The organism is Brevundimonas sp. UBA2416, assembly GCF_002343105.1.
In the GTDB taxonomy this organism is placed as follows: domain Bacteria; phylum Pseudomonadota; class Alphaproteobacteria; order Caulobacterales; family Caulobacteraceae; genus Brevundimonas.
In genome coordinates, this window is the sequence record NZ_DDRM01000002.1 from 50,790 (window position 1) to 72,599 (window position 21,810).

Below are 21,810 nucleotides of genomic sequence, written 5' to 3' on the forward strand. Positions count from 1 at the left end.
TGGTTTCCCGTATGATCCGACAAGATGCGTCCGCCCTTCGTTTCGCCAGGGCCCTGAGCCCCAGCCTGCTGGCCCTTGCCGCCGCCGCAGGACTGGCAGGCCCGGCCATGGCCCAGAGTGCGGCTCCGGCTGCACCGGTGATCCAGCCGGCGCCGGCCCAGGTCGGCCCTCCGGCTCCCGCCCAGGCCGCGCCGCGGCAGGAAGAGCGGCTGACGATCAACCGCATCCTGGTGCGCGGAAACCAGCGCATCGACCAAACCACGGTCCTGTCCTATTTGCCGATCCAGCCCGGCGACACGGTCGACGCCGCGGTGCTGGACGTCGCTGTCCGCACCCTGACCCGCACCCAGCTGTTCGCCGACGTCCAGCTGGGCATCCAGCCGAATGGCGACCTGATCGTCGAGATCGTCGAAAACCCGATCATCAACCAGGTGGTTTTTGAAGGGAACGGCGCGGTCAGCGAGGACAAGCTGCGCGAAGAGGTCACGCTGAGGCCACGCGGCATCTATACCCGTGCCCGGATCCAGGAAGACGTCGGCAAGATTGTCGAGCTTTACCGCCTGTCGGGCCGCATCTCGGCCACCGTCACGCCCAAGATCGTCCAGCTCGACCAGAACCGCGTCGATGTGGTTTTCGAGATCAACGAGGGTCCCGAGACCGGCGTGCGCGCCATCACCTTCCTGGGCAACAGCGCCTATTCGGACAACGACCTGCGCGAGGTCATGGTGACGCAACAGTCGGCTTGGTACCGCCTGTTCTCGACCAATGACAACTATGATCCGAACCGGCTGGACTACGATCGCGAGCAGCTGCGGAAATTCTATACCAACCGCGGCTATTACGACTTCCGCGTCCTGTCGGCGATTTCCGAACTGGCGCCGGACGACAGCTCATTCGCCATCACCCTGACGGTGGATGAGGGCGACCGCTACAATTTCGGGACCGTCGATGTCGTCACCGAGAACGATCGCCTGAACCCCGACTTCCTGAAGCTGCTGCTGCCGATCCGGACCGGCGACCTCTACGAGAGCGACAAGATCGAGTCGGCGGTTGACGCCCTGACCTTTGCGGCCGGTTCGGCGGGCTATGCCTTCGTCGAGATCGAGCCGACCTATCGCGCCAATCCCGAGACCGACACCGTCGATGTCACCTTCAACGTCAAGGAAGGCCAGCGGGTCTACGTCGACCGGATCAACGTGATCGGCAATACCCGTACGCTCGACAATGTCGTCCGCCGCGAAATGATGCTGACCGAAGGCGACGCCTTCAACCGCACCCTGCTGGAGCGTTCGCGCAACAATCTGCGGGCCCTTGGCTTCTTCAAGGACGTCACCGTCGAGGAGGCCCGTGGTACGGCGCCCGACCGGTCGGTGGTCAATGTCACCGTCACGGAACAGCCGACCGGCGAACTCTCGGTGGGCGCGGGCTTCAGCTCGGTCGACTCCTTCGTCGTCAACCTGGGCATCACCGAGCGAAACTTCCGCGGCCGCGGCCAGAACGTCGTCGCCCGCGTGGAATGGGGCTCGCTGCGCCAACAGGTCGACTTCCGCTTCACCGAGCCCAAATTCCTCGGTCGGGACCTGCGCGCCGGCTTCGACGCCTTCCACTCGCGCTACGACCTCAGCGAATATTCCTCGTACGACTACCGGTCGACGGGCGGCGGCCTGCGCCTGTCCTATCCGTTGAACGGCTACACCCTGCTGAGCACGCGCTACTTCCTGAAGAGCGACGAGATCATTGTCCCGCAGGGCTATTGCAACGGCGCCGGCAGCCAGGGCGCCAGCGCGCTTTGCGACCAGGTCGGTTCCTTCCTGAACTCCTCGGCGGGCTACACCCTGCTGGTCGATCGCCGGAACGATCCGCTTCGCCCGACCCGCGGCTGGACCGGCACCCTGCGTCAGGACTTCGCCGGCGTCGGCGGCGACGTGAACTACATCAAGACCGAGGCCGACGTTTCGGCCTATTGGGGCATCACCCCCGACTGGATCGTCACGGCCACGGCCTCGGTGGGCTATATCGCCGGTTGGGGCGGGGATCCGATCCGGATCAACGACCGCTTCTTCAAGGGCGGCAACAGCTTCCGCGGCTTCGAGACCGCCGGCATCGGCCCGCGCGACCTGACTCCGGGCACCAACAACGACGCCCTGGGCGGTAATTTCTACGCCATCGGCACACTCGAGATGACCGTCCCGAACGGCCTGCCGGAGGAATACGGCATCCGCACCTCGGTGTTCACCGACGTCGGCACCCTGGGCGTACTCGATGACCGCTACACGACGACGACCACCGGCCTGCCGAACGCCAATATCGTCGATGAACTGGCCCTGCGGGCTTCCGCGGGCGTCAGCATTCACTGGCGTTCGCCGATGGGTCCGATCCGCTTCGACCTCAGCCAGATCATCGGCCAGGAAGATTACGATAAAACAGAAACGTTCCGCTTCTCGACCTCCACCCAGTTCTAGCGCGGGCGATTTTTCCGCATCAAAGGTTCACGATGAAACTGTTCGCAATCGGCGCTTTCGCCCTCGCGTCACTGGCCGCCGGCTCCGCCGCAGCCCAGGCCCAGGCCCCGGCCAACCCCGGTCCGGTGATTCCCGGCGTCTGCGTCTTCCACAACGACCGCCTGCTGGCCCAGTCGACCGCCGGACAATCCGTCCAGGCCGGCATGCAGCGGCTGATCACTGAAGTGCAGGGCGAGCTCGCCCCGTACGGCGCCACCCTGCAGACCGAGGCCCAGGCCCTGCAGCAGGGCGGCCAGGCCGCTGACCCGGATGGTTCGCGCATGCGCGCCTGGCGGGCGCGCGCCGAAGAAGCTCAACAGCTTGAGCAGCGCCGTCAGGCCGAACTGCAATACACCCAGCAGATGCAGATCCGGACGATCGCCCAGTCGGCTGACCCGATCCTGGTCGCCGTCTATCAGGAGCGCGGCTGCGGCCTGATGCTGGACCGTTCCGCGGTCTATATCTCCAACCCGGCCATGGACGTCACCGACATCGTCATCCAGCGCCTGAACACGGCCCTGCCGTCGGTGTCCTTCAACCGTCTCGAAGTGCCGGCCCAACAGCAGTAACAAGGCCGCCATGCCCGATCCGCGCTTCTTCGACAGCCTGCCCGCGCTCAGCGTGGCGGAGCTGGCCGAACGGATCGGGGGCGAAGTCCTGCGGGGCGGAGACCGGAAGGTCTCCGCCGTCGCGCCCCTCGGATCCGCGGAGGCCGGGGACGTCGCCTTTCTGGGTGGCCGCAAATTCCTGACGGCCCTGGCCGAGACCCGGGCCGGAGGCGTGATCCTGCCTGCTGCCGGGCTGGAGGCCGCGCCCGAACACACCGCCATAATCGTTTCCGATGAGCCGCAGGCCGCCTGGGCGCGGGCGTCGATGTTCCTTCACCGGCCTGTCCCACTTCAGGAGGCTGCCCGCGACAGCGTGGCCGAGGATGATACCGTCGTGTTCGAGCCCGGGGTGGTCCTCGGCGCCGGCGCGCGGATCGGGCGGGGCACGCGCATCGGGGCCAACAGCGTGATCGGTCCCGGCGTCCAGATCGGCCGCGACTGCGTCATCGGCTCCAATGTCAGCGTCTGTTTCGCCCTGATCGGTGACCGTGTCCGCCTTTTGTCGGGCGTTCGCATCGGCGAGGCCGGGTTCGGAGCGGCGCAGTCGAAGGCCGGTCCGGTCGATGTGCCCCAGTTGGGCCGGGTGATCCTGCAGGACGGCGTGACGGTCGGCGCCAACTCCTGCATCGACCGCGGGGCCTACGATGACACGGTCGTCGGCGAGAACACAAAGATCGATAATCTGGTCATGATCGCCCACAACTGCGTCATCGGCCGGAATTGTCTCATGGCCGCCCATACCGGCATTTCGGGCTCCTGCATTGTCGGCGACAACGTCATATTCGGCGGCCAGGCGGGGATCGGCGACCATATCCGCATCGGCGAGGGCGCCCGCGTGGCGGGTGGCGCCGGCGTTCTGTCCGATATTCCGGCCGGCGAGACCTGGTCGGGCTATCCGGCCAAACCGATCCGACAGTCCTTGCGCGAAGCGGTCTGGCTCGCCAAACAGGCGTCAGGAAAGGCGCGTTCGTAGGCGCCGTCGGCGAGGAAGGCCGCAGGATGAGCGACGACGGCAAGATCGACTACGCCGAGGTGATGCGCAGGCTGCCGCACCGCTATCCCTTCCTGCTGGTCGACAAGGCCGAGGATTTCGTTCCGAACACCTCGATCACCGGCATCAAGAACGTCACCCACAACGAGCCCTATTTCCCGGGGCATTTCCCGATTGATCCCGTCATGCCCGGCGTGATGATCATCGAGGCCATGGCCCAGACGGGCGCCCTGCTGATGTCCAAGTCGATGGACGTTACGGTCGAGGGCAAGATCATCATGTTCATGTCCATTGACGGCGTCCGCTTCCGCAAGCCGGCCCGGCCCGGCGACCAGCTCAAGATGAAGGTGTCGGTGACGAAGATCCGCGGTGACATCTTCAAATTCCGAGGCGAGACCTTCATCGACGATAAGTTGGCGTCCGAGGCCGATTTCGCGGCCATGATGGTCACCGTCGACAAGTCGGCCGCGTCGTGAGCCGGATTCACCCGACAGCCCTGGTCGACAGCGGCGCCGTACTGGCCGACGGCGTCGAGGTTGGGCCGTGGTGCGTCGTCGGGCCGGGCGTGTCCCTGGCCGAGGACGTCCGGCTGGTCAGCCACGTCGTGGTCCAGCAGGACACAGCGATCGGGGCGCGCACCATCGTTCACCCCTTCTCGGTGATCGGAGGCGATCCGCAGCACGGTGGGTACAAGGGCGAACCGGTGCGCCTGGAGATCGGGTGCGACAACGTCATTCGCGAGCACTGCACCTTCAACCGCGGTACGCCTGGCGACCGCCAGCTGACGACAATCGGCGACAACTGCCTGTTCATGACCGGCGCCCATGTCGGTCACGATGCGGTCGTCGGCGATCACGTTACCTTCGCCAACCATGCCACGCTCGGTGGACATTCGCGGGTCGGGAGCCGGGTCTTCCTCGGCGGGCTTTGCGCGGTGCACCAGTTTGGTCGGGTCGGGCAGGGCGCCATCGTCGGCGGGCTTGCGGCCGTGACGCGCGACGTCATCCCCTATGGCTCTGCCTGGGGCAATCACGCGCGGCTGCACGGGCTCAACCTGATCGGCCTGAAGCGCAAGGGCTACGACAAGACCGCCATCCGCCGTCTGCTCGCTGCCTATCGCGAGCTGTTCGAGGGCGGCGGGACCTTCGCCGACCGCCTGGACGCGGTGGAGGCCGGCTATGCCGATCTGCCGGAGATCATGGAGATCGTCGCCTTCATACGAGAGGACGGCAAACGTCCCCTTTGCCTGCCGGGCGAATGAGCAAGCTCGGCCTTATCGCCGGGGGCGGGGCTCTGCCGGTATCGGTGGCGGCGCGCTGCGAGGCCGAAGGCCGGCCGGTGTTCGTAGTTCGGCTGGCCGGCTTCGCTGACGTGCATCTGGCGCGCTATCCGGGCATCGAGGCCGGCATGGCCGAGTTCGGCAAGATCCTGTCGGCGCTGAAGAAGGCGGGCTGCACCGGCGTCTGTTTCGCGGGAACGGTCAGCCGCCCGGACTTCAAGACGCTGAAACCGGACCTGAAGGGCGCGGCCCTGCTGCCCGGGATCATCGCGGCGGCGACCAAGGGCGATGACGCCCTGCTACGCAAGATCCTGTCGGTGTTCGAGGCTGAGGGCTACGTTATCGAGGGGGCCGACGACATTCTGGGCGGTGAGACCCTGCCAGTCGGGGCGCTGGGATCGGTTCAGCCGACCCAGGCGCAGCTGTCAGATCTGAGGAAGGCGCTGTACGTCGCTGAAAAGGCCGGTGAACTCGACATCGGCCAAGGGGCGGTCGTCTGCGACGGCCTCGTGCTGGCGGTCGAGGCCCAGGAGGGTACGGACGCCATGCTGGCGCGGGTCGCGGGCCTGCCCGCTGATCTGCGTGGCTCGGCGACCGACCGCAAGGGCGTGCTCGGCAAGGCGCCCAAGCCGATCCAGGACCTGCGGGTGGACATGCCGGTGATCGGCGCCCGAACCATCGAGATGGCCGCCGCGGCGGGGCTGGCCGGGGTCGGCGGCGTGGCCGGAAAGCTGATCCTGATCGATCAGGCCGGGCTGATCGAGGCCGCCGACCGGCTGGGCCTGTTCGTCTGGGGTGAGGCGCCGGGGAGCGCGCGATGAGCCGGCCGCTGAAGATCATGCTGGTCGCCGCCGAGGCCTCGGGCGATGCACTGGGCGCGGGTCTGGCCGGAGCGCTCAAGGTGCGGCTGGGGGCGGAGGTGACCTTTGTCGGGGTCGGTGGGCCGCGGATGGCGGAGCAGGGCGTCCGGAGCCCCTTCGATATCGCCGAGCTCTCCATTCACGGCTGGCTGGAAGGCCTGAAGGCCTACGGGATCGTCAAGCGCAGGGTCGCCGACACGGTGGCGCTGGGCATGGCGGAGAGGCCCGACGCCGTGGTGCTGATCGACAGCTGGGGATTCACCATCCGGGTGGCCAAGGCCCTGAGGGCGGCCCTGCCGGGCGTGCCGCTGATCAAATATGTCGGGCCGCAGGTCTGGGCCTCGCGGCCGGGACGGGCGAAGACCCTTGCGGCGGCGGTCGATCACCTTCTGGCCCTCTACGCCTTTGACGCGCCGTGGTTCGAGCGTGAAGGCCTTGCGACGACGGTCGTCGGATCCCAGGCGCTGCACGTCGACATGAGCAGCGCCGATCCGGCCGCCTTCCGCGCGGAGCGGGGGATCGCGGCAGGGGCGCCCCTGCTGGTCGTCCTGCCCGGCAGCCGACCGTCTGAAATCCGTCTGATGACGCCCGTCTATGAGGCCGCTATCGCCCGGCTGAAGGCCGCCGATCCGACGCTGGAGATCGCCGTGGTCGCCGCCGGGACCGTCGCGGCGGATGTTACGGCGCGGGTCGCGACCTGGCCATTCCGGGCACATGTGGTCGGCGAGAACCACAAATACGCCGCCATGCGCGCGGCCACCGTGGCCCTGGCAACCAGCGGCACGGTCTCGACCGAGCTGGCGCTGGCAGGGGCACCGACGGTGATCGCCTACCGTTTCCAGCCGCTCAGCTATGCGATCATGAAGCCGTTCTTCACGGGGAAATACGCCACCCTGTTCAACCATGCCGCAGGCGAGGAGATCGCTCGCGAGCTGATCCAGAACGACGCCACCCCCGAGATGGTCGCGGCCGAAGTGGGGCGTCTGCTGGCTGACCCGGATGCGCGGCGGGCGCAGGCCCAACGGCAGACGGCGGCGCTGGATCTGATGGGCCGCGAGGGGCGCGACCCGTCGGAGATCGCGGCGGACGCGGTGCTGCGCGTGATCGCGGGAAAAGCCGGGCAGTAGCCGGTCCGCCAGGGACGCATTCGCCAAGGATCGCGCTGTCGGTGCTATTCAGGGAATGATCACAACTTGCTCATGCCGCTCAGCAGCGCGGGAGCCTATCGGGACGTTCATCTCGAACCTGAGCAGGCTGGCACGACCATGACGACCCAAACCGAACGCGGACCGCGCGGACTTCTCTGGCGACGGATCGGCTGGGGTGCAGCGGCGCTGATCCTGCTGCTGCCGTTGATCACGGGCGCGCCCTGGACCCTTTTTGACTACATCGTGGCCGGCGCCCTGCTCGGCGGGGCAGGGCTGGTTCTGGAACTGGTCGTTTGGGCGTCAGGCAGCCTTGCGTACCGGGCCGGCGCGGGGCTGGCGCTTGCCGCCGCCTTCCTGCTGATCTGGGTCAACGGCGCGGTCGGCTTCCTCGGCAATGAGGACAATCCAGCGAACCTGATGTTCGCCGGTGTGATCGCTGTTGCAGTTCTCGGTTCGGTGATCGCCGGCTTCAAGGCGAAGGGCATGGCTTGGGCGATGTCCGCCGCCGCCGCGGCCCAGGTTTCGGTCGGCGTGATCGCGCTGGCCCGGGGATGGACCTCGCCGGGCAATGCCGGCCTCTATGAGGTGGTGATGGGTACGAGCGTCTTCAGCGCCATGTGGATTCTATCCGGCGGACTCTTCCGGACGGCGGCGGAGAAGGCGACGGACACGGCCGTTACGCTTTAGTTCGATCAAAGAAAAACGCCGGAGCCAAGGCTCCGGCGTTTTTCTTTCTGGCGAGAGACTCAGCCTCGCGACTGGATCGGCACATAGTCCCGTTCGGTCGGCCCCGTGTAGAGCTGGCGCGGACGGCCGATCTTCTGGCCGGGGTCGGCCATCATTTCCTGCCACTGGGCGATCCAGCCGACGGTGCGGGCCAGGGAGAACAGCACGGTAAACATCGAGGTCGGGAAGCCCATCGCCGACAGGGTGATGCCCGAATAGAAGTCGACGTTCGGGAACAGCTTGCGCTCGATGAAATATTCGTCGTTCAGGGCGATCCGCTCCAGTTCCTTGGCGACCTGGAACAGGGGATCGTTGGGATCGCCGACGGCGGCCAGCACCTCGTCGGCGCTCTCCTTCATGACCTTGGCGCGCGGATCGTAGTTCTTGTACACGCGATGGCCGAAGCCCATCAGCTTGTATTTCTTGGCCTTCACGCCCTCGATGAACTCCGGGATCTTGTCCGGGGTGCCGATCTCCTTGAGCATGTTGAGCGCCTCTTCATTGGCGCCGCCGTGCGACGGGCCCCAAAGGCAGGCGATGCCGGCGGCGATACAGGCGAACGGATTGGCGCCCGACGAGCCGGCCAGACGGACGGTCGAGGTCGAGGCGTTCTGCTCGTGGTCGGCGTGCAGGATGAAGATCCGGTCCATGGCCCTGGCCAGTACCGGATTGACGACATAGTCCTCGGCCGGAACCGCGAAACACATCCGCAGGAAATTCTCGGCGTAGTTGAGGTCGTTGCGCGGCGACACGAAAGGCTGGCCGATCGAGTATTTGAATGCCCGGGCCGCAATGGTCGGCATCTTGGCGATCAGGCGGATAGCCGAGATGTTGCGCTGGACCGGGTCATGGATATCCAGGCTGTCGTGATAGAAGGCCGACAGGGCGCCCACGGTCCCGACCATGATCGACATCGGGTGGGCGTCGCGGCGGAAGCCCTCGAAGAAGCGATCAAACTGGGCGTGCAACATGGTGTGGGTCGTGATGTTGCGCTCGAAGGCCTCGTACTCGGCGGCCGTCGGCAGCTCGCCGTGCAGCAGCAGGTGGCAGACCTCGATGAAGTTGGACTTCGACGCCAGCTGATCGATCGGATAGCCGCGGTGCAGCAGGGTGCCGACATCGCCGTCGATGAAGGTGATGCCGCTCTCGCAGGCGGCCGTGGAGGTGAAGCCCGGGTCGTAGGTGAAGGCGTCCGTCGCCCCGTACAGCTTTCGGATGTCGATCACGTCGGGGCCGGTTGAACCCGAAAGCACGGGCAGGTCCACGGTCTTGCCGCCGTAGGAAAGGGTCGCCGTGCCGGCGGGTTTGGCTTGTTCGGTCATATCAGCCCCTTGGTTCAGTCTGCGGTCTGGCGCGGGGAGGCGGCGGTCGCAGGGTGTGTGAGATGTCAGATAGTCTGTTGCAGCGCATCATCCAAGCGCCCGAGGCTTTCTTCGCGCCCCAAAGCCGCCAGCGTTTTGGCGATATCGGGCGAAACGCCGTCGCCTGTCAGGGCGGCGCGTACGGCAGGACCGATCTTGCCGAAGCCGACGGCCTCTTCTTCGGCGAAGACCTTGAGCTCGGTCTCGAGGGCGAAGACGTCCCAGCTGGCGAACAGTCTGAGGCGGTCGCGCAGGCGGCCGATGCGCTCGCCTGATTCGCCGCTCAGCATCGGCAGGGCCTTCTCATAGATGGCCAGCGGCCGGACCTTGAGTGCGAAGGCGCTCTGGTCGGCGAGTTCGAGGACGGTTTTCGCGCGGTCCTTGATGAAGGGCATGGCGCGCAGCAGCCGGGCCTCGTCGTCCGGGCCGAGGGCGTGGCCGCGGGCGAGGTGGACGTCGAGCGTCATCTTGGCCAGCCGATCGTCGTCGGCCAGGCGGATCCAGTGGGCGTTGACGTGGGCCAGCTTGTCGAAGTCCAGCCGGGCGGGCGCCTTGCCCACGCCGGTCAGGTCGAACCACGCCTGCGCCTGGGCGTCATTGAACAGTTCGTCGTCGCCATGGGCCCAGCCCAGCCGGGCCAGATAGTTGCGCATGGCCTCGGGCAGATAGCCCATCTCGGCGTATTCATGGACGGCCTGGGCCCCGTGCCGCTTCGACAGTTTGGCTCCGTCAGGTCCGTGGATCAGGGGAATGTGGGCGAAGCTCGGCCGGGTCCAGCCGAGGGCGTCGTAAATCAGGCTCTGGCGGGCGGCGTTGTTCAGGTGGTCGTCGCCGCGGATCACGTGAGTGACGCCCATGTCGTGATCATCGACCACCACGGCGAGATTGTAGGTGGGCGCGCCGTCGCTGCGGAGCAGGACCAGATCGTCGAGGTCGTCATTGGACCAGCTGACCGTGCCCTGGACCTCGTCCTCGACGATGACCTTGCCGGGCAGGGGACGGCGGAAGCGGACGACGTGGGACTGGCTCAGGTCGTCGACGGTCGGCTCGCGGTCTCGCCAGGGTGACTCGAAGGTCCGGCGCTCGGCCTTGGCCAGATCGCGCAGGCGGCCGGTCTCCTCGGCCGAGGTGAAATCGCGGTAGGCGCCGCCGCGCTCCAGCAGGTCGTTGACGACCTCTCTATGGCGGTCGGCGCGGCTGTACTGGAATACCGGCTCCTCGTCAGCGAAAAGCTCCAGCCAGCTCAGACCGTCGAAAATCGCTTTGACAGCCCCGTCCGTGGACCGTTCGCGATCGGTGTCCTCGACCCGGACCAGAAACTTCCCGTTGTGACGCCTTGCATACAAATAGTTGAAAAGCGCCGTCCGGGCGCCTCCTATGTGCAGGGAACCCGTGGGCGAAGGGGCGAAACGCGTGACGACAGCGGGTCTGGAGTCGGAGGGGGAGGTCATGGCGGGCGTTATAGCGCCGGCGCCGGTGAATCCCAGCCTCGCCGCGCGGGCCCGCGATTTCCTGCGTGAACAGGTTGCCGACCAGACCTTGCGCTGGCGGCTGTGGGCCCCGGTGGCCTTCGGGGGCGGCTGCGCCGCCTATTTTTCTCTGAAGACCGAGCCGCCGGTCTGGCCGCTGATCGCCGGCGCCGTGCTGGCGGCGGGACTCTGGTTCGGGGCGCGTCGGATGGGGCTGGCGCGGGTGTGGACGCTTGGGCTGATGCTGTTGGCGTGTTTCGCTCTCGGGATCGCCGTGGCCAAGCTGCGGACCGATGCGGTGGCGGCGCCGATCGCGCCGGCCATGGACCGGCCGACGGTGGTCGAGGGCTGGGTCATCGATGTCGACAGTCCGGGTGCGGCCGGGCCACGGGTGGTGGTCGCGCCGGTCCGCATCGAGGGACTGGCGCCGGAGGACACGCCCGAGCGGCTGCGGGCCACGGTGCGCGGCGCGGCGCCGGAGCCGGGCGAGGCGGTGCGCCTGTTCGCTATCCTCAATCCACCTCCTGCCCCGGCCAGCCCGGGGGCCTATGACTTCGGCCGCAATGCGTATTTCCAGAGCATGGGCGGGGTCGCCTTTGCGCTGGGTGAGACGCGGCCTGCCTATCTGTCGCCGCCGCCATGGGAGGTCCGGGCGGCCATGGCGGTCAACGGGCTGCGTTATGACCTCGCGAAGCGGATCGTGGCGCGGCAGGGCGAGCGGACGGGCGGAGTCGCGGCCGCCATGACCACCGGGCACGAGGCCTGGCTGGATCCGGCGCAGGTCGATGTGATGCGGGATTCCGGCCTGGCGCACATCCTGTCGATCTCGGGCCTGCATATGGCCGTGGTCGGAGGGTTCGCCTTCTTTCTGGTGCGTTTGCTGGTTGCGGCCTGGCCGTGGCTGGCGTTGCGGGTCTCCGGCAAGAAGGTGGCGGCCTGGGCGGGGCTGTTGGCGGTCGGGGCCTATCTGGTGGTGTCAGGGCATCCGCCGCCGGCCGAGCGGGCGGCGATCACCGCCTCGATCGCGTTTCTGGCCGTGCTGCTGGACCGGCAGGCCATCACCATGCATGCGCTGGCGGTGGCGGCCTTTGTGGTCCTGCTGCTCCAGCCCGAGGCCATCGTCACACCCGGCTTTCAGATGTCGTTCGCGGCGACGGCGGCGCTCGTCGCGCTGGTCGAGGCATGGCCCGTGCGGCCGCGTGAGATATCCACGCCGTGGCCGATCCTGTTCGTTCAGCGTGCCGGCGCCTGGCTGGGGATCGCCGTGATGGCCAGTCTGGTGGCGGGAGCGGCCACGGGGCCGTTCGCCCTGCAACATTTCAACCGCACCGCCATGTATGGACTGGTCGCCAATCTGGCGACCGCGCCCCTGTCCGACTTCATCATCATGCCGTTCCTGGCGCTCGGAGCCCTGCTGGAGCCGGTGGGGCTGGGTGGGCCCTTTCTGTGGATGGCGGGGCAGGGGATCGGGGTGATGCTGGCGATCGGCGAGTGGACGGCGGGTCTGCCGGGTGCGGTCAGGACGGTGGCCAGCGCGCCCGGCTTCGTCCTGCCCATCGCATTTCTCGGGGTGTTGTTCTGCTGCCTGTGGCGGGGCCCGTTGCGCTGGCTGGGCCTGCCGTTCGCGGCGGCCGTGATGCTGTGGCCGCGCGATCCGACGCCGGACCTGTGGATCGGCGACGGCGGGACCAATGCAGCCTGGGTCGAGGGCGGCGAGGCGGTGGTCGTGCGGACAGGCGTGCGGCAGTTCGCAGTCGATGTCTGGACCCGCCGCCGGGGCGTGGCGCCTGTGGAGAGGGCGACAGAGGGTTGGGTCTGTACGCGGTTTTCCTGCGCGCCGGCGGAGCCCGAAGCCGGACCGCTGGCGATGTGGTGGGGCCGTCGGGCGCCATCGCTGGAGCAGGTTGATGCGCTGTGCCGCTCGGCGCCGGTGGTCAGCGTGCGCGCGCCGCTCGCAGTGCTGCCGGCCTCATGCGAGGGACGGCTGGTGCTGGACGGCGCGGACTACGCCCGCGGCGGGTCCGTCGAGCTGTGGCGGGACGGGCCGGTGTCAGCCAACCGCTGGCGCGCCGTCTGGTCCGCCGAGGTGCGGGGCGACCGGCCGTGGGTCAGTGATAGCGGCGGATGAGGCCGACCAGCTTGCCCTGGACCTCGACCTGGTCGGGGCCGAAGATGCGGGTTTCGTAGTTGCGGTTGGCGGGCTCCAGCGCGATCGAAGCGCCCTTCTTGCGCAGCCGCTTCAGGGTGGCTTCCTCGCCCTCGACCAGGGCCACGACGATCTCGCCGGAGGTGGCGGTGTCGGTCGATTTGATGATCACCATGTCGCCGTCGAGGATGCCGGCCTCGATCATGGAGTCGCCCTCGATCTCGAGCAGATAGTGTTCGCCCGCGCCCAGCATGGCCTCGGGCACCGGATAGCGGGCCGTCTCATGCTCAATGGCGGCGATAGGGGTGCCGGCGGCGATCTTGCCCATCAGCGACAGTTCTCGGGTGTCATTGGCCGGTTCGGCGGCCATCGGGCGGCCGCCGCCCTCGATCACCGAAGGCGCGAAGCCCGCCCGGCCGCGCGGCGCGCCCGCCGTGGCCTGATCCGGCATCTTGGTGACCTCGAGCGCCCGGGCGCGGTGCGCCAGACGCCGGATGAAGCCGCGTTCCTCAAGCGCCGTGATCAGCCGGTGGATGCCTGATTTGGATGCCAGATCGAGCGCCTCCTTCATCTCGTCGAACGAGGGGGAGACGCCGGTCTCCTTGATCCGTTCGTGGATGAACATCAGCAGTTCGTGCTGTTTGCGCGTGAGCATGGCGACCTCGAAGACGAATCCCGTTGCAGGAACGCTAGCGGAACAAACCGCAAACGTCCACAGGGTGTTCCTGTGCTGTTCCGGTTAAGGTCCGGTTACTGCATCAGTTCGCGCGTCGCCGCCTCGACGTCCGCCTGCCGCATCAAGCTCTCACCGACCAGCACCGCCTGCGCATGCGCGTCCGAAACCCGCTGCACGTCGTCGGGCGTGAAGATGCCGCTCTCGGCGACCAGCAGGGCGCGGACGGGGCTGAGGATGGCGAGGCGTTCAGTGACGGCCAGATCGACCTCGAACGTCCGCAGGGATCGGTTGTTGATCCCCACCAGATCGCCGCCCAGCTTGCAGGCACGGGCCATTTCGACCTCGTCGTGGGTCTCGATCAGGGCGTCCATGCCGAAGCGCCCGGCCTCAGAGAGAAGCTCCTCCGCCAGTGAGTCGTCGATCATGGCGAGGATGATCAGGATGCAGTCGGCGCCCAGGGCGCGGCTCTCGGCCACCTGCCAGGGATCGACGAGGAAGTCCTTGCGCAGGCAGGGGAGGGCGACGGCGTCACGGGCGGCGACGAGGAAGGCGTCGTCGCCCTGGAAGCTGGGGCCGTCGGTCAGGACCGACAAACAGGTCGCGCCGCCGCGCTCATAGGCGCGGGCGAGGGCGGGCGGGTCGAAGTCGGCGCGGATCAGTCCCTTGGACGGACTGGCCTTCTTGATCTCGGCGATCAGGGCGGGGCGACCGGTGCGCTCGACGTGGCGTTCGAGGGCGGCGCGGAAGCCGCGCGGGGGCGATGCGGTGCGCGCCAAGGACTCGATCGCGTCCTGCGAGGTCGCGGCCTTGCGGGCGGACACGTCGATGCGCTTGTAGGCGGCGATCGACGCCAGGACGTCGCTCACGCCGGGTCTTCCTCGATGACGGTGTTGGTTGCCTCGACCAGATCGGCGAGGGCCCTCGCCGCGCGGCCATCGTCGATGACCGCCGCCGCCAGGGCCGCGCCCTCGGTCAGATCAGCGGCGCGGTCCGCGACGACGAGGGCGGCGGCGGCGTTGAGCAGGACGATGTCGCGATAGGCGCCCTTCGCTCCTTCGAGCAGGGCGCGCAGGGCCTCCGCGTTCTCTTCCGCATCGCCGCCGCGCAGGTCGGCGAGGTCGGCGCGAGGCAGGCCGGCGTCCTCGGGCGCGACGGTGAAGCGGCGGACGGCGCCGTCCTTCCATTCCGCGACCTCGGTCTCGCCCGTGGTGGTCAGTTCGTCGAGGCCCTGGCCGTGGACGGTCCAGGCGCGGGTCGCGCCGAGCCGGCCCAGCACCTCGGCCAGCGGCTCGAGCAGGCGCGGGTCATAGACGCCCATGACCTGGCGCCTGGCGCCGGCCGGATTGGACAGGGGGCCCAGCAGGTTGAACACGGTGCGGAAGCCGATCTCGGCCCGCACCGGCCCGACGTGGCGCATGGCGCCGTGGTAGGCGGGGGCGAACAGGAAGGCGATGCCGGCCTCGTCGAGCGAGCGGCGCTGCTGGGCCGGGCTGGCCTGCAGATTGACGCCGAGCACCGACAGGACGTCGGACGAGCCGGACTTTGAGCTCATGGCCCGGTTGCCGTGTTTGGCGACCTTCAGACCCGCGCCGGCCAGAACCAGGGCGGCGGCGGTGGAGATGTTGAAGGTGTGCTGGCCGTCGCCGCCGGTGCCGCAGGTGTCGATGGCGTCATAGGGGTGGTCGAGCGTCCGCGCGGCCTCGCGCATGGCGGTGGCGAAGGCGGCGATCTCCTCGACCGTCTCGCCGCGAATGCGCAGGGCGGTGACGGCGGCGGCGACCTGGGCCGGAGTCGGTTCGCCGCGCAGGCAGGCGGCGAAGAAGGCGTGCGCCTCGTCAGCCGACAGGATCCGGCCGTCGACCAGCTTGGCCAGGAGGGGTTTGAAGGTGTCGGCCATCAGACCATCGCCGCGCGTTTGACGTTGGCCAGATCGAGGAAGTTGGCGAGCAGGTCGTGGCCGTGTTCGGTGGCGATGGACTCGGGATGGAACTGGACGCCGTGGATCGGACGGGTCCTGTGGGCCAGACCCATGATCTCGCCGTCAGCGGTCCAGGCGGTGACCTCGAGCACGTCCGGCAGGGTTTCGCGACGGACGGCCAGTGAGTGGTAGCGGGTGGCGGTGAAGGGCGAGGGCAGGCCCTTGAAGACGCTGCGGCCGTCGTGCTCGATCGGCGAGGTCTTGCCGTGCATCAGGGCCTTGGCGCGGATCACCTCGCCGCCGAAGGCCTGGCCCATGGCCTGATGGCCCAGGCAGACGCCGAAGATCGGCATGTCCAGCGGCGCGGTGTCGAGCATCGCGAGGCAGATGCCGGCCTCGTTGGGCGTGCACGGGCCGGGCGAGAGCAGGACGGCTTCGGGCTTCAGCGCCCAGGCCTCGGCGGCGGTCAGGTCGTCATTGCGCACGACACGCGTCTCCGCGCCCAGCTCCGCGAGGTAGTGGACGAGGTTCCAGGTGAAGCTGTCGTAGTTGTCGACGACGAGGATCATGGAGCGGCTTCTAGGGGCTGCCGGTGGCCGCGCCAAGCCGCTGTGACGGTAAGTCTTCGTTAACCGAACCCGCCCGAACCTGCCCGCTCGGATCGGGGAGTTCCATGGCGCACAACAGCATCACCAAGGCGCGCACCCTGCTGACGCCGTCCACGACGCGGCCCAGCCCCTATGCGGCCCTCGGCGCGGCCGCCCTGGCGGCGATGGCGGCGGTTCTGATGGCCGGTGTGATGGTGCTGGGGCCGGGCGTGCGGTTCGACGAGACGGCGGCCTCTTCCCAGCCCTAGCGGTTTCCGAACGGATAGCGCCAGGCGTCCTCGGCGGCGCGCATGGGCGCGCGGGCCTTGGCGAGGGTTTCGGCATATTCAGCGGCAGGATCACTGTCGGCGACGACGCCGGCGCCAGCCTGGACATGGATCTTGCCGTCGGCGAACAGGGCGGTCCTGAGCACGATGCAGATGTCGGCCTCGCCTCCCGCGGAGATGTAGCCGACGCCGCCGCCGTAACCGACGCCGCGCTTCTCGCTCTCCAGCTCGTCGATGATCTCCATGGCCCGGACCTTGGGCGCGCCGGACAGGGTGCCGGCGGGGAGGGCGGCCAGAAGGGTGTCCACGGCGTCGAGGTCGGGATGGGCGTCGCCCTGGACCTCGGAGACGATGTGCATGACCGAGCTGTAGCGTTCGACGCGGAAGCTCTCGATCACCTCGACCGTGCCGGGGGCGGCGACGCGGCCGACGTCGTTGCGGCCGAGGTCGAGCAGCATCAGATGCTCGGCCCGCTCCTTGGGATCGGCGAGCAGTTCGGCCTCGAGTGCGCGGTCGGCCTCGGGCGTCTCGCCGCGCGGTCGGGTGCCGGCGAGGGGGCGGATGGTGACGCGGCCGTCCTTGAGGCGCACGAGGATTTCCGGGCTGGACCCGGCCAGCTGGAAGTCGCCGAAGTCGAGATAGAACAGATAGGGGGACGGGTTCCGACGCCGCAATGAGCGGTAGAAGGCGAACGGCTCGCCGGCCCATGGTGCTGCGAACCGATGGCTGAGCACGACCTGGAAGATGTCGCCGGCGGCGATATAGTCCTGTGCCCGGCCGACCATGGCGGCGAAGTCGGCGTCCCCGACAGGCGAACGGAAGGGCTCGATCGCGGTCTCGCGCGGGGCGGGAAGGGCCGGCAATGGCCGGCGCAGATCGGCCTCGAACTGGTCCAACCGCGCCACGACGGCGTCGAAGGCCGGCCGGGCGTTCAGACCACTGTCGGGATAGGCGGCCGAGACGAGCACGATCTCGTGGCTGACAGAGTCGAAGATGGCGACGAGCGAGGGACGGGTCAGGACGGCGTCGGGCAGGTCGAGCGGGTCGGGATTGGGCGCGCCCAGCGGCTCGAGAAGGCGGACCATGTCATAGCCGAACACGCCGAACAGGCCCGCGGCCATGGGCGGCAGGCCGTCCGGCAGGTCGAACCGCGACGCCGCCATCAGAGCGCGGAGGGACGTCAGGGCGTCGGCGGCTTCAGGCCTGAACCGGTTGGCGGTGATGTCATCGCCTCGCGCCAGCTCAGCGGCGCCGCCACGGCAGCGCCAGACGACATCCGGCTCGCGGGTGATGATCGAATAGCGGCCGTTGACGGCGCCGCCCTCGACCGATTCCAGCAGGAAGGCGTGGGTGCGGCCGTGCCCGACCTTGAGGAAGGCCGAGACCGGCGTCTCGAGGTCATCCACCAGCCGGCGGATGACGACCTGGGGCTGGCCCTGCGACCAGCCGCGCTCGAAATCGGCGAAGCCGCCTTCGCCGCCGGTCGTCATTGAGCCGGCGCGGCGCCCGGCGATGCGGGAGCGGCGGGCGCTTCGGCCGGCAGGCCCAGGGACGTCCGGGCCAGCGGCTCGTCGAACTCCGCCTTGCTGCGGGCGGCGGCGGCGGCGATGGCTGTCTCGCCGACGGCGTTGACGTGGTCGCCGGCCATGCGCTGACGGAACTGTTCAGCAACCGGAGCCGCCAGCGCCGGCACCGCGGCGGCAATGCGGTCCGTGCGGCCGATGACGAAGGTGTCGACCGTGTTCTGCTGCGAGAACGGCTGGCCGCGGCCGCTGCCGAACACGCCGGCGATGACGCCCTGGCCGTTCTGTTCGGCGGACTGGCGGTTCAGGCCGGTTCCCGTCTGCAGGGTGGCGCCGACCGAGGCGGCAACGGCGGCCAGGTCCTCGCCGCCGCGCACCCGGGCGGCCAGGGCGTTGGCGCGCGCGCTGAGCAGGCGGGCATTCTCGCGCAGCACCCATTGCTGGGCCAGGGGCTCACGGATGCCGGCCAGGGGCGGCAGGGCCGCGGGCAGGATGTCGTCGAGGCGGACCACGAAATACTGGCCCTGTCCCATGTCGACGACTTCGCTCTCGGCGCCCTTGCTGAGGCTCCACATGGTCTGGATTAGTTGCGGCGGCAGGGCCGGATTGATGTCCTGACCGTTGCGGAGTTTGCCGTCCTGACGGATCGGCGGAATCTGGATGACCCGGGCGCCGACCTCGCGCACGGCGACGTCCAGCGTCTTGCCGTCCTGGCGCGCCTTCTCATAGGCCTCGACCCGGCGATAGACGGACGCGCGGGCGTCCTCGGCGCGCAGCTCGGCGATCACCTGTTCGCGGACATCGGCCAGGGTCGCGGCGCGGCCCGGCTGGATGCCGGTGACCTTGGCCACGACAAAGCCCACGCCGGCCTGGACCGGGGCGGACACCTGGTTGGCGGCCAGACCGAAGACGGCGGCGGCCACAGCCGGGTCGCCGAGGGCGCTGCGCGGCGTGTCGTTGTATTCGGCGGGCTGGATGCTGTTGGCGCGGGCGACCTCGGCCGGGGACTGACCGGCGCGCAGGGCGGCGGCGATGCGGTCGGCGGCGGCGCGGTTCGGCGCGGTCAGGGTGACGAAGGTGCGCCTCTCGGGCAGCGACAGGGCGTCGCGACGGAAGTTGAACCGCTCCTCGATACGAGCCTCGGTCGGCGCCACCGCGCCGGTTGCGCCATCGTCGAAGAGCACGACCGAGGCGGTGCGGGACTCAGGCATCCGCAGCTGATCGGCGTTCTGGTTCATGAGAGCGGTCAGCTGGGCGTCGGTCGGCGTACCCGCAGTGCCGGCCATCGCCTGGGTAACGGTGAACCAGCGGGCGTCGCGGGTCTCAAGCGCCTGGCTGGCGAGGATGGCGCCATAGATGCGCGGCAACCGCATGCCGGCGCCGAGGGCGGCGCCATAGTGCTGAGTGGAATACTGGTCGCGCAACTGCGCCTCGAACATCTCGGGCGTGGCGTTCCCCTCCGCCAGGGCGGTGCGATACTGCTCCTCGCTGAACTGGCCCGTGACGCTGTCGAAGAAGGCGGGAGCCTGCCGGATCTGGCGCAGGACCAGCTCCTTGCCGGGGCGAATGCCGGCCTTCCAGGCCCAGTTTACGAAGCCGAGCTGTTGCGACTTCTGCTCCAGATACTGGCGCAGGCCGCCTTCGCCGATCAGCTCCTCGAAGGTCAGGGCCCGTCCGGCCTGCTGCTGCGCCTGCTCGCGGATACGGTCCAGTTCGCCGCGGAACTCCACCTGGCTCAAGTTGCGGTCGCCGGCCGAAACCACATGTTTCGGACCGAGGTTGGCCAGAACATCCATCTGCGATCCGCCGGTGACCACCAGGCCGAGCGCCAGCAGGACCAGCAGGCCGATGGCCCATTTCGATTTGGCGAAGGTACGGAAGGCGGTGAGCATGGTCGGTCCTGGCGGATCAGCGGCAAGGGTGCTGCTTGGCCTATAGGGTGTCAGCGCCCCGCACGGCAAGACGATGGCATGATTGTTGGGCCACGCCGGGTCGGTTCTCCCACCCCTTTATGGGGAGGGTGGTCGCGACGCGACCGGGTGGGGAGGTGTGAAGCCGGGCTCCGGCGGTGCGGGACTGGCGTTCCCCACCCGGGCTCCGCTGCGCTTCGCCCTCCCTCCCCATTTCGGGGGAGGGAGACGCTTGGCTTGTCGGAAGGCGCCGCATAGAAAGCGCGGATGATGAAATCCGCAAAACTGATCGCCGGAAACTGGAAGATGAACGGTCTGGGCGCGAGCCTGGACGAGGTGGCGGCGCTGCGCGCCGCGCTGGCCGAGGCGGCTCCGGCCTGCCGCGTCGCCCTGTGTCCGCCCGCGACCCTGATCGAGCGGATGGCGCAGGCGGCCGGTGGCGGCATCGAGATTGGCGGGCAGGACTGCCGGGCCGAGACCCACGGCGCCTTCACCGGCGATATCTCGGCGGCCATGCTGAAGGATGCCGGCGCGACGCTGGTGATCCTCGGCCATTCCGAACGCCGTCAGGGGCATGGCGAGACCGACGCCCTGGTGGCGGCCAAGGCCGAGGCGGCCCTGGCCGCGGGCCTGTCGCCGATCATCTGTGTCGGCGAGACACTGGAGCAGCGCGAGGCGGGACGGGCCGTCGAGGTGGTGCGCAGCCAGATCATGGCCTCCCTGCCGCTGGCGCTGGCCGGCCGGGACTTCGCCGTGGCCTATGAACCGGTCTGGGCCATCGGCACCGGCCTGACGCCCACGCTGGAGCAGATCGAGGAAGTCCACCGCGCCGTCCGCGCGGCGATGATCGAGCGACTGGGGCTGGGCGTGGCCGCGACGCCGATCCTGTACGGCGGCTCGGTCAAGCCGGACAACGCCCGCGAAATCCTCGCGGCGCAGGAAGTCGGCGGCGCCCTGGTTGGCGGCGCCTCGCTGAAGGCGGCGGATTTTCTCGGGATCATCCGCGGGGCGTGAACCGCACGTTTGCTCCCGTCCCGCATCAATGTTAGACGCCGCCGCTTGATCGGCGCCGCCTTGCGCCACACATATCGGCTGCCATGCTCCAGACCATTCTCCTCGTCGCCATGATCCTCATCTCGATCGCGCTTGCCGGCGTGATCCTGATTCAGCGTTCGGAGGGCGGCGCCCTCGGAATGGGCGGCGGGCCGTCTGGCTTCATGACCGCGCGGGGCGCAGGCAATCTGCTGACCAAGACGACATGGGTTCTGGCCACCCTGTTCTTCGCCTGCGCGATCGGCCTGACCATTCTCGGCAACGTTGAGCGTTCCAACCGCTCTATCGTCGACGCCGACGCCGTGGGCGAGCTGATCGCTCCGACGACGACGGACGCAGCGCCGGCCGTTGATCCGGCGGCGCCTGCGCAACCGGCCGCGCCGTCGCTGCAGGATCTGGAATCCAGCCTGTCGGGCGTCTCCGCCGCCCCGGCTCCGGCCCAGCCGGCTCCCGCAAATTAGGATGGGCGGGGAGCTTATCCCCGCCTTCCTCTCCCGCCCTCAAAGTCTCCGCAGTTTGCCGCCCGAATCAGCGGTAGGGTGATCTCCCATGGCCCGTTACGTGTTCATCACCGGCGGCGTGGTTTCCTCCTTGGGAAAAGGCCTCGCATCCGCCGCTCTCGGCGCGCTCCTGCAAGCGCGCGGCTACAAGGTTCGCCTTCGTAAGCTCGACCCCTATCTGAACGTCGATCCGGGCACGATGAGCCCGTATCAGCATGGCGAGGTTTTCGTCACGGACGACGGCGCCGAGACCGACCTCGACCTGGG

20 protein-coding genes and 1 pseudogene are annotated in these 21,810 nt (G+C 68.6%); 13 read left to right on the forward strand and 8 right to left on the reverse strand.

Features of this window, described 5'->3' with window-relative positions; all coding sequences use genetic code 11:
* Positions 1-11: 11 nt before the first annotated feature.
* The 8 genes from bamA to B3E43_RS00485 all read left to right on the forward strand — a co-directional run bounded on the left by bamA (position 12) and on the right by B3E43_RS00485 (position 8,074).
* Positions 12-2,462 (forward strand): outer membrane protein assembly factor BamA, encoded by a 2,451-nt coding sequence (gene bamA, locus B3E43_RS00450; protein ID WP_292025880.1) that lies wholly within the window; start codon positions 12-14, stop codon positions 2,460-2,462.
* A gap of 32 nt (positions 2,463-2,494) precedes the next feature.
* Positions 2,495-3,070 (forward strand): OmpH family outer membrane protein, encoded by a 576-nt coding sequence (locus B3E43_RS00455; RefSeq protein ID WP_292025883.1) that lies wholly within the window; start codon positions 2,495-2,497, stop codon positions 3,068-3,070.
* A 10-nt stretch (positions 3,071-3,080) separates the two neighbouring features.
* Positions 3,081-4,082, forward strand: coding sequence for a UDP-3-O-(3-hydroxymyristoyl)glucosamine N-acyltransferase (gene lpxD, locus B3E43_RS00460; RefSeq protein ID WP_292025885.1), 1,002 nt, complete (start codon positions 3,081-3,083; stop codon positions 4,080-4,082).
* 26 nt (positions 4,083-4,108) lie between these two features.
* A complete protein-coding gene (gene fabZ / locus B3E43_RS00465) occupies positions 4,109-4,576 on the forward strand; it encodes a 3-hydroxyacyl-ACP dehydratase FabZ (protein WP_292025887.1) in 468 nt (155 codons plus the stop codon).
* Entirely contained in the window at positions 4,573-5,361 is a 789-nt protein-coding gene (lpxA, locus tag B3E43_RS00470; RefSeq protein WP_292025889.1) for an acyl-ACP--UDP-N-acetylglucosamine O-acyltransferase, read from the forward strand. The genes fabZ and lpxA overlap by 4 nt, the downstream gene beginning before the upstream one ends.
* Positions 5,358-6,200: a UDP-2,3-diacylglucosamine diphosphatase gene (gene lpxI, locus B3E43_RS00475; RefSeq protein ID WP_292025891.1), complete on the forward strand. Its 843-nt coding sequence runs from the start codon at positions 5,358-5,360 to the stop codon at positions 6,198-6,200. The genes lpxA and lpxI overlap by 4 nt, the downstream gene beginning before the upstream one ends.
* A complete protein-coding gene (lpxB, locus tag B3E43_RS00480) occupies positions 6,197-7,366 on the forward strand; it encodes a lipid-A-disaccharide synthase (RefSeq protein WP_292025893.1) in 1,170 nt (389 codons plus the stop codon). The genes lpxI and lpxB overlap by 4 nt, the downstream gene beginning before the upstream one ends.
* A 138-nt stretch (positions 7,367-7,504) precedes the next feature.
* On the forward strand, positions 7,505-8,074 hold the full coding sequence (locus B3E43_RS00485) for a hypothetical protein (protein WP_292025896.1): 570 nt from the start codon (positions 7,505-7,507) through the stop codon (positions 8,072-8,074).
* Between the two features lie 59 nt (positions 8,075-8,133).
* Here B3E43_RS00485 and gltA read toward each other — a convergent pair whose 3' ends face one another.
* Positions 8,134-9,435, reverse strand: a complete 1,302-nt coding sequence (gene gltA / locus B3E43_RS00490) for a citrate synthase (RefSeq protein WP_292025898.1) — start codon at positions 9,433-9,435, stop codon at positions 8,134-8,136.
* Between the two features lie 65 nt (positions 9,436-9,500).
* Positions 9,501-10,925 (reverse strand): glutamate--tRNA ligase, encoded by a 1,425-nt coding sequence (gltX, locus tag B3E43_RS00495; protein WP_292025900.1) that lies wholly within the window; start codon positions 10,923-10,925, stop codon positions 9,501-9,503.
* Here gltX and B3E43_RS00500 point away from each other — a divergent pair.
* A complete protein-coding gene (locus B3E43_RS00500; RefSeq protein WP_292025902.1) occupies positions 10,924-13,071 on the forward strand; it encodes a ComEC/Rec2 family competence protein in 2,148 nt (715 codons plus the stop codon). The two genes, gltX and B3E43_RS00500, sit on opposite strands and share 2 nt — an antisense overlap.
* On the opposite strand, the gene lexA is transcribed toward B3E43_RS00500, so the two are convergent.
* The 4 genes from lexA to B3E43_RS00520 all read right to left on the reverse strand — a co-directional run bounded on the left by lexA (position 13,052) and on the right by B3E43_RS00520 (position 16,252).
* The gene (gene lexA / locus B3E43_RS00505; protein WP_292025904.1) at positions 13,052-13,744 is read right to left on the reverse strand and encodes a transcriptional repressor LexA; all 693 of its coding nucleotides are present in this window, start codon (positions 13,742-13,744) and stop codon (positions 13,052-13,054) included. The genes B3E43_RS00500 and lexA overlap by 20 nt on opposite strands.
* A 95-nt stretch (positions 13,745-13,839) precedes the next feature.
* Positions 13,840-14,631, reverse strand: coding sequence for an indole-3-glycerol phosphate synthase TrpC (gene trpC, locus B3E43_RS00510; RefSeq protein ID WP_292025906.1), 792 nt, complete (start codon positions 14,629-14,631; stop codon positions 13,840-13,842).
* Positions 14,628-15,662, reverse strand: coding sequence for an anthranilate phosphoribosyltransferase (gene trpD / locus B3E43_RS00515; protein ID WP_292025908.1), 1,035 nt, complete (start codon positions 15,660-15,662; stop codon positions 14,628-14,630). Before trpD ends, trpC begins: the two co-directional genes overlap by 4 nt.
* Complete coding sequence (locus tag B3E43_RS00520) at positions 15,662-16,252, reverse strand: anthranilate synthase component II (protein ID WP_292025910.1); 591 nt, start codon at positions 16,250-16,252, stop codon at positions 15,662-15,664. Before B3E43_RS00520 ends, trpD begins: the two co-directional genes overlap by 1 nt.
* Positions 16,253-16,356: 104 nt before the next feature.
* Here B3E43_RS00520 and B3E43_RS00525 point away from each other — a divergent pair, with 104 nt between their 5' ends.
* Positions 16,357-16,539, forward strand: a complete 183-nt coding sequence (locus tag B3E43_RS00525) for a peptidoglycan-binding protein (protein ID WP_292025912.1) — start codon at positions 16,357-16,359, stop codon at positions 16,537-16,539.
* Here the strand turns inward: B3E43_RS00525 and trpE are convergent.
* Positions 16,536-18,047 (reverse strand): anthranilate synthase component I, encoded by a 1,512-nt coding sequence (trpE, locus tag B3E43_RS00530; protein ID WP_292025915.1) that lies wholly within the window; start codon positions 18,045-18,047, stop codon positions 16,536-16,538. The two genes, B3E43_RS00525 and trpE, sit on opposite strands and share 4 nt — an antisense overlap.
* A complete protein-coding gene (locus B3E43_RS00535) occupies positions 18,044-19,972 on the reverse strand; it encodes a peptidylprolyl isomerase (protein ID WP_292025916.1) in 1,929 nt (642 codons plus the stop codon). Before B3E43_RS00535 ends, trpE begins: the two co-directional genes overlap by 4 nt.
* Before the next feature lie 285 nt (positions 19,973-20,257).
* Between B3E43_RS00535 and tpiA the strand changes: the two genes are divergently transcribed.
* The 3 genes and pseudogenes from tpiA to B3E43_RS00550 form a co-directional block, all read left to right on the forward strand.
* On the forward strand, positions 20,258-21,004 hold the full coding sequence (gene tpiA / locus B3E43_RS00540) for a triose-phosphate isomerase (RefSeq protein WP_292025919.1): 747 nt from the start codon (positions 20,258-20,260) through the stop codon (positions 21,002-21,004).
* An 83-nt stretch (positions 21,005-21,087) separates the two neighbouring features.
* A complete protein-coding gene (gene secG / locus B3E43_RS00545; protein WP_292025921.1) occupies positions 21,088-21,504 on the forward strand; it encodes a preprotein translocase subunit SecG in 417 nt (138 codons plus the stop codon).
* A gap of 88 nt (positions 21,505-21,592) precedes the next feature.
* Positions 21,593-21,810, forward strand: a pseudogene (locus tag B3E43_RS00550) (CTP synthetase); the annotation flags it as partial.

What these genes read in the sequence shown, in the direction of transcription:
- bamA (WP_292025880.1), top strand. Translation starts at nt 12, where the DNA reads ATGATCCGACAAGATGCGTCCGCCCTTCGTTTCGCCAGGGCCCTGAGC.
- B3E43_RS00455 (WP_292025883.1), top strand. Translation starts at nt 2,495, where the DNA reads ATGAAACTGTTCGCAATCGGCGCTTTCGCCCTCGCGTCACTGGCCGCC.
- lpxD (WP_292025885.1), top strand. Translation starts at nt 3,081, where the DNA reads ATGCCCGATCCGCGCTTCTTCGACAGCCTGCCCGCGCTCAGCGTGGCG.
- fabZ (WP_292025887.1), top strand. Translation starts at nt 4,109, where the DNA reads ATGAGCGACGACGGCAAGATCGACTACGCCGAGGTGATGCGCAGGCTG.
- lpxI (WP_292025891.1), top strand. Translation starts at nt 5,358, where the DNA reads ATGAGCAAGCTCGGCCTTATCGCCGGGGGCGGGGCTCTGCCGGTATCG.
- lpxB (WP_292025893.1), top strand. Translation starts at nt 6,197, where the DNA reads ATGAGCCGGCCGCTGAAGATCATGCTGGTCGCCGCCGAGGCCTCGGGC.
- B3E43_RS00485 (WP_292025896.1), top strand. Translation starts at nt 7,505, where the DNA reads ATGACGACCCAAACCGAACGCGGACCGCGCGGACTTCTCTGGCGACGG.
- gltA (WP_292025898.1), bottom strand. Translation starts at nt 9,435, where the DNA reads ATGACCGAACAAGCCAAACCCGCCGGCACGGCGACCCTTTCCTACGGC.
- B3E43_RS00500 (WP_292025902.1), top strand. Translation starts at nt 10,924, where the DNA reads ATGGCGGGCGTTATAGCGCCGGCGCCGGTGAATCCCAGCCTCGCCGCG.
- gltX (WP_292025900.1), bottom strand. Translation starts at nt 10,925, where the DNA reads ATGACCTCCCCCTCCGACTCCAGACCCGCTGTCGTCACGCGTTTCGCC.
- lexA (WP_292025904.1), bottom strand. Translation starts at nt 13,744, where the DNA reads ATGCTCACGCGCAAACAGCACGAACTGCTGATGTTCATCCACGAACGG.
- trpD (WP_292025908.1), bottom strand. Translation starts at nt 15,662, where the DNA reads ATGGCCGACACCTTCAAACCCCTCCTGGCCAAGCTGGTCGACGGCCGG.
- B3E43_RS00520 (WP_292025910.1), bottom strand. Translation starts at nt 16,252, where the DNA reads ATGATCCTCGTCGTCGACAACTACGACAGCTTCACCTGGAACCTCGTC.
- B3E43_RS00525 (WP_292025912.1), top strand. Translation starts at nt 16,357, where the DNA reads ATGGCGCACAACAGCATCACCAAGGCGCGCACCCTGCTGACGCCGTCC.
- trpE (WP_292025915.1), bottom strand. Translation starts at nt 18,047, where the DNA reads ATGACGACCGGCGGCGAAGGCGGCTTCGCCGATTTCGAGCGCGGCTGG.
- B3E43_RS00535 (WP_292025916.1), bottom strand. Translation starts at nt 19,972, where the DNA reads ATGCTCACCGCCTTCCGTACCTTCGCCAAATCGAAATGGGCCATCGGC.
- tpiA (WP_292025919.1), top strand. Translation starts at nt 20,258, where the DNA reads ATGATGAAATCCGCAAAACTGATCGCCGGAAACTGGAAGATGAACGGT.
- secG (WP_292025921.1), top strand. Translation starts at nt 21,088, where the DNA reads ATGCTCCAGACCATTCTCCTCGTCGCCATGATCCTCATCTCGATCGCG.